Origin of the sequence: Mesorhizobium sp. M1027 (genome assembly GCF_040318745.1) — a bacterium.
GTDB lineage: Bacteria > Pseudomonadota > Alphaproteobacteria > Rhizobiales > Rhizobiaceae > Mesorhizobium.
This window is the reverse complement of the sequence record NZ_JAMYMW010000007.1, coordinates 306,082-318,875: the sequence shown is the minus strand read 5'-3', so window position 1 is coordinate 318,875 and position 12,794 is coordinate 306,082. Positions and strand designations below refer to the sequence as shown.

Genomic DNA, 12,794 nt, shown 5'->3' with positions numbered 1-12,794 from the left:
GTCCTTGCCGAACCTCACTGTTCCCTTAGAACGGCCGGTCACCAATGATCCCGTTCAGGGCGGCCGGCAGTTCGGGTTTCTGCTGGTCGACAAGTTCTCTATGTTCTCGCTGGCCGCGGCAATCGACACGTTCCGGTCGGCGAACCGGCTGCTCGGCCGCGATTTCTATGGCTGGACGACGGTGTCGGCCGACGGCGATGCCGTCATGGCGTCCAACGGCCTGCCGCTCAAGATCGACTACGCCGTCGCCGATCTGCCGCCGGTCGATATCCTGTTCGTCTCGGTCGGGCTGACGACGGAATTTCCGGGCAAGAGCAAGGTGCTGGCAGCGCTGCGCAGTTGGGGCCGGCGCGGCAATGCGCTCGGCGCGCTTTCGGTCGGCTCCTATTTGCTTGCCGAGGCAGGCCAGCTCGATGGCTATCGCTGCACCATCCATTGGGAAAACCGCGCCGGCTTCCTCGAACGCTTTCCGGACATCAACTGCACCGGCAACGTCTTCGAGATCGACCGCAAGCGCTACACCTGCGCCGGCGGCACCACATCGATCGACCTGATGCTGGAGATCGTGCGCGGTGATTTCGGCTCGAGCCTCGCCAATGGCGTCGCCAACCAGTTCCAGCATGAGCGCATCCGCTCGGCCGGGGACCGCCAGCGCGTCGGCCCGGAACGCGACCTCACCGGCAAGTCGGAGAAGCTGCGCCGCATCGTCGAGCTGATGGCCGACCATCTCGACGAGCCGCTGTCGGCGGTGCAGCTCGCCAAGTCGGCGGGCCTGTCGGTGCGCCAGGTCGAGCGCCTGTTCCTGCGCCATCTCAGTGTGACGCCCGGGCGCTATTATATGCGGCTCAGGCTCGAGCGGGCGCGCGAATTGCTGCGCCAGACCAACATGCCGATCCTCGACGTGGCAATCGCCACCGGCTTCACCTCGCATTCCTATTTTGCCCAGAGCTACCGGCTGCAATTCGGCCGGCCGCCTTCCGATGAACGCCGCACGGCCTATTGAGGGTTTGGCAGAGAGGCGACGCAGCTTCGTACTCCGTCCGGGCTTGTGTCGCGACCCGGCGTCAAATAGCTTTCCGGCGCCGAGCGGCGGCGACTGACGGGGGAGATTTTTGATGGCGGGATTTGTGCAGAGCGTCGCTGCGGCGGCCTTGTTGCTGTGGACGACGGGGTTCGGCTTCGCCGCCGATCGCGTCATCGTCGTTCTCGATGCCTCCGGCTCGATGTGGGCGCAGATCGACGGCAAGCCCAAGCTCGAAATCGCCCGTCAATCGCTGCGGAACGTGCTGCAATCGGTCCCGGCCGAGGAGGAAATAGGCTTCATGGCCTATGGCCATCGCGAGAAGGCCAGTTGCGACGACATCGAACTCATCGTGCCACCGCAGGCAGGCTCGGCAAGTGCGATCTCAGCCGCGGCCGACAGCTTGAAATTTCAGGGCAAGACGCCGCTGACCGCTGCGGTCAAGCAAGCGGCGGAAGCATTGAAATACACCGAGGACAAGGCGACGGTCGTTCTCATCACCGATGGCATCGAGACATGTAGCGGCGATCCCTGTGCGCTCGGCAAGGAACTGGAGGCTGCTGGCGTCGACTTCACCGTCAATGTCGTCGGCTTCGGCCTGACGGCGGCCGAGGGCAAGCAGGTCGGTTGCCTCGCCGACAATACCGGCGGCAAATATATCGAAGCGTCGGATGAAAAGGCATTGCAGGACGCCCTCGTCGAGACCGTTGCGCCTCCGCCACCCGCCCCTGAACCGACTCCCGCCCCGCAGCCTGCTCCCCAGCCGGCGCCCGCCCAGCCGGCGGAGTCCAATTTCGTGCCCACCGTCGTGCTTGCCGAGGGTGGCGATCCCGTCACCGACGGCAATGCCTGGGAGATCTACAAGGCGAATTCCGACGGCACGCGCGGCGATCCCGTCACCACCGAATATGGCACCTACAAGGGCAATCTGGAGCCGGGCGACTATATCGTCGTCGCGCGTGCCGGCGAGGCCAGGGCCGAACAGAAGATCAAGATAGAGCCTGGCCAGGTCGCCAAACCGCGCTTCAACCTGAATGCCGGCACGCTGGTCATCCACCCGCGGCCAAGCGAAGGAGCGGACGTTGATGACGGCGCGGCTGTCGTAATCGGCTATCCCGGCGTCGACACCCCGCCGACCTACTACGGTGACACGAAAGTCGTGCTGCCGGCCGGTGACCAGAAGGTGACGGTCACGATCGGCCAGGGCATGGTTATCGAGACGATCCCGCTTGCCGCCGGCAGGGTCATCGACAAGGACATCATCGTCGGCGTCGGGCGTATCGTCGCCAACGCCTATTATGCTGCCGGCGGCGACAAGGCCGAGGGTTCTGGCGTCGGCTTCAAGGTGCTCCAGGCGAAAAAGAACATCGACGGAACCAGGCAGGAGGTGACCTATGCCTACGGTCCGGACAGCAAGTTCGATCTGCCGCCCGACGATTATGTAATGGTCGCGACGGTCGACCTTGCGGTGGCCGAGCAGCCGTTCAGCGTCAAGGTTGGCGACCATCAGGATCTGAAGATCGCGATGAACGCCGGCATGCTGACGATAACCGCGCCAGGGGCCTCGAAGATCGAGATATTCGAGGCCAGGAAGGCCATCGACGGAACCCGCAAGTCGGTCGGCTACGCCTACGACCAAAAGTATGAAGCCACCCTGTCGGCCGGCGACTACGCGGTGGTTTCGGAGAAATCGGACAACAGCTCGAGGGAAGGCACGGTAACGGTCAGGGCCGGCGCGCGAGCCGAGCTGACCGTTCAGTAGATATAAGGGAGAGCGGCCACCAGCCGCTCTTCCATGGTCGAAAAGTCACGCCGTACCGAAGGCGCTGGCGCCATGGTCGGCGCGTCCCACCAACTGCCGGAACCCGGCGAAAAGCTCGCGGCCGAAGCCGAATTCATTGCCTATGAGGTCGCTGTCCGCGGGGCGGCGCAGTGCGAAATCGCCGGCTGGCACCAGTACCTCCAGCGTCCCGGCCTCGGCGTCGAGCCTGATGATATCGCCGTCATGGATCCTGGCGATAGGCCCGTCCTCCGCCGCTTCCGGCGTCACGTGGATCGCCGCTGGCACCTTGCCTGAAGCGCCCGACATGCGGCCGTCGGTGACCAACGCCACATGCTGGCCGCGGTCCTGCAGGATGCCGAGCACGGTGGTCAGCCTGTGCAATTCCGGCATGCCGTTGGCCTTCGGTCCCTGGAACCGAATGACGGCGATGAAGTCGCCGGTCAGCGACCCCGCCTTGAACGCCTCGTTCAGGCCTTGCTGGCTGTCGAACACCTTGGCCGGCGCCTCGATGACGCGCCGCTCCGGCTTGACCGCCGATGTCTTGATGACGGCGTGGCCGAGATTGCCCGAAAGCACTTTCAGACCGCCGCTCGGCTGGAACGCCTTCTTGAACGGCGCCAGCACCTTCTCGTCCCCGCTCTCGCGCGGCGAAGCCTCGCGCACGACGCCGCCGTCCGCACCGAGCTTGGCCTCGACCGCGTAGGGGCGCAGCCCTTCGCCCCACACCGTCTGGACATTCTCGTGCAGGATGCCTGCGTCGAGCAGTTCGCGGATCAGGAAGCCGAGCCCGCCGGCGGCGTGGAAGTGGTTCACATCGGCAAGGCCGTTCGGATAGACCCGCGTCAGCAGCGGCACGGCTTCCGAGATGTCGGAAATATCCTGCCAGGTAATGGCGATGCCGGCCGCCGCTGCCATGGCGATCAGGTGGATGGTGTGGTTGGTCGAACCGCCGGTGGCGTGCAGGCCGACGATGCCATTGACGATCGAGCGCTCGTCGATCATCCGCCCGACTGGCGTGTAGGCGTTGCCGAGCGCGGTGATCGCCAGCGCCCGCTTGGTCGCTTCCCTGGTCAGCGCGTCGCGCAACGGCGTGCCGGGATTGACGAAGGAAGCGCCAGGCGTGTGCAGGCCCATGATCTCCATCAGCATCTGGTTGGAATTGGCGGTACCGTAGAAAGTGCAGGTTCCCGGCCCGTGATAGGATTTTGATTCCGCTTCGAGCAGTTCGGCCCGCCCCGCCTTGCCCTCGGCATAGAGCTGGCGGATCTTGGCTTTTTCGTCGTTCGGAATGCCGGTCGTCATCGGCCCGGCCGGGATGAAGACCGCCGGCAGATGGCCGAAGGTCAGCGCCGCGATCACCAGCCCCGGCACGATTTTGTCGCAGACGCCGAGATAGACGGCGGCATCGAACATGTTGTGCGACAGGCCGATTGCCGCGGCCATGGCGATCACGTCGCGCGAGAACAGCGACAGCTCCATTCCGGGTTGGCCCTGGGTGACGCCGTCACACATCGCCGGCACGCCGCCGGCCACCTGGGCGATGCCGCCGGCCTCGCGCGCCGCGTCCTTGATCAGCGCCGGGAATGTCTCGAAAGGCTGATGCGCCGACAGCATGTCGTTATAGGAGGTGATGATGCCGAGGTTCGGCACCCGGTCGCCGCCAAGCGCCACCTTTTCGGAAGGGCTGCAGACGGCAAAGCCGTGGGCCAGGTTGCCGCAGGACAGCACGGCCCGGTTGGCGGTGCGGTTCGAGGCTTCGGCGATGCGGCCGAGATAGGCCTCGCGACCGGGCTTGGAGCGCTCACGGATGCGCTGGGTGATGGCTTCGATGTCGCGTCTTGCGGTCATGGCGGTCGGTCCTTTCAGGCGAGGTCCCGCAAATACCTTCCGGCTGTTGCCGGGACCTGCAGCCAAGTTGAGATCAGGGTGCCCAGAAAACCTCTACGGGCTTTTGAGTGGCATCGAGCACGGCGCGAATGGGCTTTCGTGTTCCAGTTCCAAGCGCGGCCTCGAATGCGGTGCGTTTTTCCGCGCCCTCGATATGCAGCGCGATGAAGGCGGCATTGATGATCCGCGCCAATGACAGCGTCAGCCGTGGCTCGCCGGCGCTTGCCGCGTGAACCGGAAGCACGATCCTTTGCGACGACGGATCGAGCAATCTTGCCAGGTTGTCGGCATCCGGAAAGAACGAGGCGGTGTGGCCATCAGTTCCCATGCCGAGCACAACGACGTCGAGTGGCCAGGGCAGCACTTGCAGCGCCTCACCGTCGGAGACCGCTGCACCCTCGATACTTGCCGCGGCGCGGTAGAGCGGCACGAAATTCGCGGCCGCGGCCGCGTTCTGCAGCAGGTTGGCGGCAACCAGGCCGGCATTGGAGCGCGGCGATGAGGGCGGCACGAAGCGCTCGTCGACCAATGTTATCGTCACCTTTTCCCAGGCGATCGGAACGGTCGAAAGCGCCGCGAAGAATTTCGCCGGCGTCGTGCCGCCCGAGACCGCGAGCAGTCCCGTGCCGCGCTCGGCGATCGCCTTTGACAGACGGCCGGCGACGTGGCCGGCAAGCGCGGTCGCCAGCTCCTGGCGTCCGGCAAATTCGTGCCAGTTGTAGGCGCCGCCTAATTGCTCTCGTGCCATGTCCGCCCGTCGCGTTCGATCAGCGCAATCGAGGCCGAGGGGCCCCATGTGCCGGCGGTGTAGCCTTGCGCCTCTTGCCTGCCGCTTTCCCAGGCGTCCTGGATCGGGTCGATCCATTTCCACGCCGCCTCGACCTCGTCGCGGCGCATGAACAGCGTCTGGTTGCCACGGATGACGTCCATGATCAGCCGCTCATAGGCATCGGGGGCGCGGCCGTCGAAGGATTGCGCAAAACTCATGTCGAGCGGGATCTGGCGCAGCCGCATGCCGCCCGGCCCCGGATCCTTGATCATGATGAACTGCTTGACGCCTTCGTCGGGCTGCAGCCTGATGACCAGCTGGTTGGCGGAGATCGGCCCGGCGCTCTCGCCGAAGATCGAGTGCGGGATCGGCTTGAATTCGATGACGATCTCCGAAACGCGGGTCGCCAGCCGCTTGCCGGTTCGGAGGTAGAACGGCACGCCCGCCCAGCGCCAGTTGCCGATCTCGGCCTTGAGCGCAACGAAAGTCTCGGTGTTGCTGTTCTTGCCGAGTTCCTCGACATAGCCTTTCACCGGCCCGCCGGCCGAGGCGCCGGCACGATATTGCCCGCGCACCGTGTGCTTCGGCGCTTCGTTGCCGTTGATGCGCTTCAGCGCCCGCAGCACCTTCAGCTTTTCGTCACGGACAGCATCGGCGTCCATCGACGACGGCGCCTCCATGGCGACCAGGCAGAGCAGCTGCAGCATGTGGTTCTGCACCATGTCGCGCAATGCGCCGGCCTTGTCGTAATAGGTGACGCGGTCTTCCAGGCCGACCGTCTCGGCCACGGTGATCTGCACATGATCGACATTGGCGGAATTCCAAAGCGGCTCGTAGAGCGCGTTGGCAAAGCGCAGCGCCATCAAATTCTGAACCGTCTCCTTGCCGAGATAGTGATCGATGCGGAAAATCTGGCTTTCATGGAAATCGTCGCCGACCAGGTCGTTGAGCGCGCGCGCCGAAGCGAGATCGCGGCCGATCGGCTTTTCCAGCACGATGCGCGAATTCGGCGTGATCAGCCCGTGCTCCTTCAGCTTGTGCGAGATGTCGCCGAACAGCGCCGGCGCCACCGCCAGATAGAAAGCGCGGATGTGTTCGCTATCGCCGATCGCCTTCTTCAGCCTGTCGAAGCCGGCACCTGTGGTTGCATCTGCCGGGACATAGGAGAGCCGCGCGAGGAACGTCTTCAGTTCCCTGGCGTCGATATCCTCCGGTTTCACATGATCGGCAATCGCCTGCCTGGCGAACGACTGGAATTCCTCGTCGGTCATCTTCGAACGTGATGTGCCGATGATGCGCGTCGGCTCGGAAAACTGGTGGTCGCGCTGCCGGTGGTACAGCGACGGCAGAAGCTTACGTTCCGACAGGTCGCCGGTGCCGCCGAAAATGATGAAGTCGAAGGGGTCGACGGGGATGATCTGGCTGGTCATGGTCTATCCGCTGTGACGCCGGTCGCGATAACGCGGCTGATATAATCTAATCGATTTAAACTTGCCAGTGCCATTGCGTCACATCCGCGTGTGCTCTTGACACGGGCGCTAGCCGGAGGCTTGTCGGCAAGCGATGCTTCCGGAGCCTTCGCAGGTGCAGCATAGTGCCGGATGGCAGCGAAAGCCAAAGGAGAAATCGTCGATGGACGCACATCTTTCGATGGCCTGGCCAAAGGCGTCGTCGATCGCCTTCAACGATGAGTGAGAAAAGCATGCGCCTGCAAAACAAAGTCGCCATCATCACCGGCGCTGCCTCGGGCTTTGGCGAGGGCATAGCCAGGCGCTTTGCCGAGGAGGGTGCGCGGGTAGTCGTCGCCGATCTGAACGCCAAGGGCGCGGAGCGCGTTGCCGGCGAGATCGGCGAAAAGGCGATCTGGACCCAGACCGACGTCTCGCTGCGGTCCGAATTCGACGAGTTGGTCCATGCCGCAATGAGCGCCTTCGGCCACATCGACATCATGGTCAACAATGCCGGTTACACTCATCGCAACGGTGACATGCTGGAAGTCGACGAAGCGACCTTCGACCTGATCACAGCTGTCAACATGAAGGCGATCTACCACGCAGCGCTTGCCGTGGTGCCGGTCATGGAACGGCAAGGCGGTGGCGTCATCCTGACGACGGCCTCCACGGCCGGTATCAGGCCGCGGCCTGGGCTCACCTGGTACAACGCATCGAAGGGCTGGGCGATCACCGCGACCAAATCGATGGCGGTGGAACTCGCGCCGAAGAACATCCGCGTCAACTGCCTCTGCCCAGTTGCCGGCGAGACCGGCATGCTCGCGAAATTCATGGGCGCCGACACACCCGAGATCCGCGAGAAGTTCCGCGCATCGATCCCGCTCGGCCGGCTTTCGACGCCGCTCGATATTGCCAATGCCGCGCTTTGGCTTGCTTCGGACGAAGCGGCTTTCATCACTGGCGTGGCGCTGGAAGTCGACGGCGGACGTTGTATTTGAACGGCCGGGTCCTCAGGCGCAGGACTGGCTGATGGCGAGCCACCCGCGATCGCTGTGCCGACCTTACGCCCCGGTTTTGACGTAGCTCTTGTACACCCAGCCGCGCTTGCCGTTGTAGACGATCTGGCACCATTGCTTGCAGCTCATCACCTGCACCGAGGTCTTGGCAGGCACGGTGAGAATGGCGGCAGCATTCTTCTTCGGGCCGATCCGCATGGTGACGGATCTCAGAATGCGTCCGGTACCCGCAGTATTGGCTTTTCCGGATTTTGCCTTGGTGCCGTCGCCGTCCTCACTCGCGGACTGCGCCGCCGGCAGTTGCGGCTTGGGCGTGGGGATGGCGGCGGTCTGTGCGCCGTCGGGCCCGGCGTTTTTCGTCGAGCTGCCGGGAGCCGCCACTTTGGCAAACAGTGCCGCAGCGTCGGGTTTTGCTGCCGGGTCAGCAAACGCCACCGCGGCGGACGATTTATCGGCCGCCTGCTCGGTCTGGCTTGCCAGTTGGTCGGATGCTGCCGTGGCGGCGGCCGATGCCGTCTTTGGCCCCGTCCAGCGCGGATCGTTGGGAGCCAGCGCTGGTATCTCGGCTTCCGCAGCGGCAACCGCCGGTGAAACCGCATCTGCCTTGCCCGTCGTCCGCGGCGCCGCAGCGACCTTGGCAGGCATGATCTTCGTCGTCTTGACCGGGATGGTCGGAACGATCTGCTCAGGGCTTGCGGCCGCTTGTCGCTCATTTGCCGGCAATGCCAGCCACAGTGCCACCGCGGCAACGCCGAGCAGTGCGGCCGTGCCAAGCGCGGCGATTACCAGATGCGCGTTCGACCGGACCCCATGCCAGAACGTCGGCCGCATATCGTAACCGAATTGCATCGCAAGGCGCCGTCGTTCCGGCGCGCCGAAACTGAAGGGCTCTTTCACTCTTGCCACCTCCATTTGCGGGCCGATGTTCTTACGACCCCTTGCCGGAGAGCCGGCATTTCGATCGGCATCGGTCCCAAACCAAAAGCGGGCAAGCCCGCAAAATTCCCCGTTCAGCTGCCCACGAGCATCATCTTTCGCCCGCGATTGTGGCATCACTGCGCCCTTGGCGGGAATTCTGCGCCCAGGTTAAGGATTCTGCAACGTCTGGTTAAATCCTGTCCCGCAACGCGTACCAGTTGAGCGCAAGAAAGAGCAGTGGCGCGCGCAAACGCCGGCCGCCGGGGAAGGGAGGAATTTTCAGGTCCTCGATCAGCTTCAGCCGGTCGCGGTTGCCGGCGACCGTCTCCGCATAAAGCTTGCCGAAAAAGTTCGACAGCATGACGCCATGGCCGGAATAACCGCCGATCGAGATCACATTGGGCATCACTTCGCGCACGAACGGCTTTCTCGGCACGGTGATGCCGACATAGCCGCCCCAGCCATGGGTGATCTCGACGTCCTTCAATGAGGGATAGATCTCGGCGATCTGCCGGCGGATGTGGATGTGGATGTCCTTGGGATCGTTGACCGCGTAGATCTCGCGCCCGCCAAACAGCAGCCGCCCATCCTTCGATTTGCGGAAATAGCGCACGACGAAGCGCGAATCGTCGACCGCCTCGCCACCCGGCAACACTTTGGAATCGGCTCCCAGCGGCACCGTTGCACCGATGAAGGAGCCGATCGGCATGATATGCGCGGCACTCACGGGTTCGAGCGTGCCGCCATAGGCGTTGACTCCGATCAGGCATTTAGCGGCGGTGATCGTGCCCTTCGGCGTCACAACATTGACCTTGCCGCCGCCGGAGGTGATGCCGGTCGACGGCGTCTGCTCGAAAAGCTTTGCGCCGGCCTGTGTCGCGACTTTCGCGGTGCCGATCACCAGCTTCAGCGGATGGATGTGGCCGGTGCCGGTATCGCGGGTGCCGCCGAAATAATGCGTCGAGCCGAGCCGCTCGGCAGTCTCCGCGGCATCCATGAATGAGATGTGCGGATAACCGAACCGGTTTGCCATGATCTCGGCATGAGCCTTGTAGTCGTCGACATAGCGCTTCTTGTGCGCCACCGACATTTGGCCGGGCATATAGTCGATCTCGATCTGGTTCACCGCGGCGAAGTCGAGCAGATGCGCCTTGGCCTCTTCGGCCAGGTCGAACAGCGCCTTGGCGCGGGAAAAGCCGTATTCCGCTTCCAGCTCCTCTGCCCAGGCCCGCTGTCCGGTGCCGAGCTGGCCACCATTGCGGCCCGATGCGCCATCACCGAAACGATGCGTTTCGATAAGCACGACATCCGCGCCTGTCTTGGCGAGGTGAGCCGCGGCCGACAGGCCGGTAAAGCCGCCGCCGACGATCACCACATCGCATGTCCGGTCGCCGTCGAGCGTCGGATATTCGGGCCTTGGCCCGGCGGTGTCTTCGTACCAGGAGCGGCCGGGGGAGATTGGGGATTGGTAGGGCATGATGCAGCCAAGACTCGGAGATTTTTGCAGAGGCGGAGAGAAATAGTGAGTAATGAGTAGTAGTTGGTGAATAGGAACGGACAGTAACGGTCTTGGTGCGATCCAGCCCCGTTCACTACTCACTAATGACTACTCACTACTCACACATTCAGCAGTAAATACTCCCTCTCCCACGGGCTGATCACTTCCATGAAGGTCTCGAATTCCGCTCGCTTGATCGCCGCATAGGTCGCTGCGAAGGATTTGCCGAGCAGGGCGCAGAGTTCCTCGTCGGCCTCGAACAGGTCGACGGCTTCGAGCAGGCTGCGAGGCAGGTCGATCTGGTCCTCGTTGGCGGTCGTCAGAACCGGCGGCTCGGCCTGGATCTTGTTGGTCATGCCGATCAGCCCGCAGGCGAGCGATGCCGCCAGCGCCAGATAGGGGTTGGCGTCAGAGGAGGGAATGCGGTTTTCGACGCGCCGCGCCGCCGGGTCGGAGCGGGGCACGCGGAAGGCCGTGGTCCGGTTATCGTAGCCCCATTTGTTGTTGACCGGCGCCGAGGCCGACTGCGTCAGCCGCCGGTAGGAATTGACGTAGGGCGCAAACATCACCAGCGCGTTCGGCACATGTTTCTGCATGCCGCCGATGAAGTGGAAGAAGGCGTCGGTCTCCGAGCCGTCCTCCGCCGAAAAGACGTTCTTGCCGGTCTTCTTGTCGATGATCGACTGATGGATATGCATGGCGGAACCGGGCTGGCCCTGGATCGGCTTGGCCATGAAGGTGGCGTAGATTTCGTGCTTCAGCGCCGCCTCGCGGATTGTGCGCTTGAACATGAACACCTGGTCGGCGAGCTCGATCGGATCGCCGTGACGCAGATTGATTTCGAGCTGGCCGGCGCCCTCCTCGTGGATCAGCGTGTCGATCTCCAGCCCTTGGCTTTCGGAGAAATGATAGATGTCGTCGATCAGTTCGTCGAATTCGTTGACCCCGGCGATCGAATAGCCAGCGCCGCCGCCGATCGGCCGCCCGGAGCGCCCGACAGGCGGGGTGAGCGGGTAGTCCGGATCGGGGTTCTTGCGCACCAGGTAGAACTCGATCTCGGGCGCCACGACCGGTCTCAGCCCGCGTCTGTCATAAGCGGCGAGCACGCGCTTCAGCACGTTGCGCGGCGTGAACTCGACCGAGCGGCCGTCCTGGTGGACGAGGTCGCAGATAACCGCCGCCGTCGGGTCCTCCTCCCACGGCACCACGGTCAGCGTCGAGAGGTCAGGCATCAGCTTGAGGTCGCCATCGTCTTCCGGATAGTGGAAGCCATTGCCGTCCTCCGGATAGCCGCCGGAAATCGTCGTCATGAACACCGCCGAAGGCAGTGCCAGCGAGGTATTGGAGGTGAATTTCTTCGATGGCATCATCTTGCCGCGCGCAACCCCGGCCTGGTCGGGCGTGATGCATTCGATGTCTTCGATGCCGCGCCATTCCAGCCAGGCGCTGACTTCCTTCCAGTTCTTGACGCCACGTTGGTTTTTCACGAAGGCAGGCGTGCGGGCACGTCCTCCGCGGCTCGACGGACGGACTTCCTTTTTTGCAGGCGGCATCAATCACCAGATTTGTTGCAGATTGTGGAGTATAGCCGTTGCCGACGACGGAAGGGAAGGGGAGCCGGCGGGCGTGCGCCTCGATAATCGGGGAAACACAACGACTTCCGGATGAAAGCTTCCTGGTCTAGGGTCGGCCTCCCGCAACGCTGCAATTAATGGGCCACATGCAACACAGCCGCAAACTGACGACGATCGGCTTCGACGCCGATGACACGCTGTGGCAGAATGAACAGTTCTTCCGCATGACCGAGAAGCGCTTTGCCGCACTGCTCGCCGATCACGCCGAGGAGGACCGGATTTCAGCAAGGTTGTTAGAGGCCGAGAAGCGCAACCTCGCGGTCTACGGCTTCGGCATCAAGGGATTTACGCTGTCGATGATCGAGACGGCTATCGAGGTCACCGAGGGCCAGGTGCCGGCCTCAACCATAGCCGAAATTCTCGACGCGGGCCGCGAGATGCTCAGCCATCCGATCGAGCCGCTTCCGCATGCGCGCGAGACCGTGGAAAAGCTGGCCGGCGCCTACCGCCTGGTGCTGATCACCAAGGGCGACCTGTTCGACCAGGAACGCAAGCTGGCGCAATCCGGACTGGGAGAGCTGTTCCATGCGGTCGAAATCGTCAGCGACAAAAGCGCTGCCACCTATAGCCGCATCTTCAGCCGCCACGGCGATGGCCCGGAAAAGGGCATGATGGTCGGCAACTCGCTCAAATCGGACGTCGTGCCGGCCATCGAAGCCGGCAGTTGGGGCATCCACGTGCCGCATGAACTGACCTGGGTGCTGGAGCATGTCGAGCCGCCGGTCTCAGCACCGCGCTTTCGCCAGATAGCCAATCTCGGTGAACTGCCAGGCCTGATCGAGCGTATCGGCGAGATTGATTGATCCAGGTCTGCGGT

General features: G+C 63.5%; 10 protein-coding genes. 4 read left to right on the top strand and 6 right to left on the bottom strand.

The window, feature by feature from the left end:
* Positions 1-4: 4 nt before the first annotated feature.
* Both NKH50_RS16170 and NKH50_RS16165 read left to right on the top strand, forming a co-directional pair.
* Positions 5-1,003, top strand: a complete 999-nt coding sequence (locus NKH50_RS16170) for a GlxA family transcriptional regulator (RefSeq protein WP_352508652.1) — start codon at positions 5-7, stop codon at positions 1,001-1,003.
* Positions 1,004-1,115: 112 nt separating this feature from the next.
* Entirely contained in the window at positions 1,116-2,783 is a 1,668-nt protein-coding gene (locus NKH50_RS16165; RefSeq protein WP_352879793.1) for a vWA domain-containing protein, read from the top strand.
* 45 nt (positions 2,784-2,828) lie between these two features.
* Here NKH50_RS16165 and edd read toward each other — a convergent pair whose 3' ends face one another.
* The 3 genes from edd to zwf all read right to left on the bottom strand — a co-directional run bounded on the left by edd (position 2,829) and on the right by zwf (position 6,890).
* Positions 2,829-4,652, bottom strand: coding sequence for a phosphogluconate dehydratase (gene edd, locus NKH50_RS16160; protein WP_352879791.1), 1,824 nt, complete (start codon positions 4,650-4,652; stop codon positions 2,829-2,831).
* Between the two features lie 73 nt (positions 4,653-4,725).
* Positions 4,726-5,439 (bottom strand): 6-phosphogluconolactonase, encoded by a 714-nt coding sequence (gene pgl, locus NKH50_RS16155; protein WP_352879789.1) that lies wholly within the window; start codon positions 5,437-5,439, stop codon positions 4,726-4,728.
* A complete protein-coding gene (gene zwf, locus NKH50_RS16150) occupies positions 5,421-6,890 on the bottom strand; it encodes a glucose-6-phosphate dehydrogenase (RefSeq protein WP_352879787.1) in 1,470 nt (489 codons plus the stop codon). Before zwf ends, pgl begins: the two co-directional genes overlap by 19 nt.
* A gap of 272 nt (positions 6,891-7,162) precedes the next feature.
* Here zwf and NKH50_RS16145 point away from each other — a divergent pair, with 272 nt between their 5' ends.
* Positions 7,163-7,909, top strand: coding sequence for an SDR family oxidoreductase (locus NKH50_RS16145; RefSeq protein ID WP_352879785.1), 747 nt, complete (start codon positions 7,163-7,165; stop codon positions 7,907-7,909).
* 63 nt (positions 7,910-7,972) lie between these two features.
* Here the strand turns inward: NKH50_RS16145 and NKH50_RS16140 are convergent, their stop codons facing one another.
* The 3 genes from NKH50_RS16140 to NKH50_RS16130 form a co-directional block, all read right to left on the bottom strand.
* The gene (locus NKH50_RS16140; protein WP_352879783.1) at positions 7,973-8,824 is read right to left on the bottom strand and encodes an SH3 domain-containing protein; all 852 of its coding nucleotides are present in this window, start codon (positions 8,822-8,824) and stop codon (positions 7,973-7,975) included.
* Positions 8,825-9,035: 211 nt separating this feature from the next.
* On the bottom strand, positions 9,036-10,322 hold the full coding sequence (locus NKH50_RS16135) for an NAD(P)/FAD-dependent oxidoreductase (RefSeq protein ID WP_352879781.1): 1,287 nt from the start codon (positions 10,320-10,322) through the stop codon (positions 9,036-9,038).
* Between the two features lie 140 nt (positions 10,323-10,462).
* Entirely contained in the window at positions 10,463-11,896 is a 1,434-nt protein-coding gene (locus NKH50_RS16130; RefSeq protein ID WP_352475854.1) for a glutamine synthetase family protein, read from the bottom strand.
* Positions 11,897-12,063: 167 nt separating this feature from the next.
* On the opposite strand from NKH50_RS16130, the gene NKH50_RS16125 reads away from it, so the two are divergent.
* Positions 12,064-12,780 carry an HAD family hydrolase gene (locus tag NKH50_RS16125; protein ID WP_352879779.1) on the top strand — a complete coding sequence of 239 codons (717 nt, stop codon included), beginning with the start codon at positions 12,064-12,066 and terminating at the stop codon, positions 12,778-12,780.
* Positions 12,781-12,794 lie beyond the last annotated feature (14 nt).

Bases quoted from the DNA above. Each gene is read 5' to 3' on its own strand.
- NKH50_RS16165 (WP_352879793.1), top strand. From the start codon at position 1,116: ATGGCGGGATTTGTGCAGAGCGTCGCTGCGGCGGCCTTGTTGCTGTGG.
- edd (WP_352879791.1), bottom strand. From the start codon at position 4,652: ATGACCGCAAGACGCGACATCGAAGCCATCACCCAGCGCATCCGTGAG.
- pgl (WP_352879789.1), bottom strand. From the start codon at position 5,439: ATGGCACGAGAGCAATTAGGCGGCGCCTACAACTGGCACGAATTTGCC.
- zwf (WP_352879787.1), bottom strand. From the start codon at position 6,890: ATGACCAGCCAGATCATCCCCGTCGACCCCTTCGACTTCATCATTTTC.
- NKH50_RS16145 (WP_352879785.1), top strand. From the start codon at position 7,163: ATGCGCCTGCAAAACAAAGTCGCCATCATCACCGGCGCTGCCTCGGGC.
- NKH50_RS16135 (WP_352879781.1), bottom strand. From the start codon at position 10,322: ATGCCCTACCAATCCCCAATCTCCCCCGGCCGCTCCTGGTACGAAGAC.
- NKH50_RS16130 (WP_352475854.1), bottom strand. From the start codon at position 11,896: ATGCCGCCTGCAAAAAAGGAAGTCCGTCCGTCGAGCCGCGGAGGACGT.
- NKH50_RS16125 (WP_352879779.1), top strand. From the start codon at position 12,064: ATGCAACACAGCCGCAAACTGACGACGATCGGCTTCGACGCCGATGAC.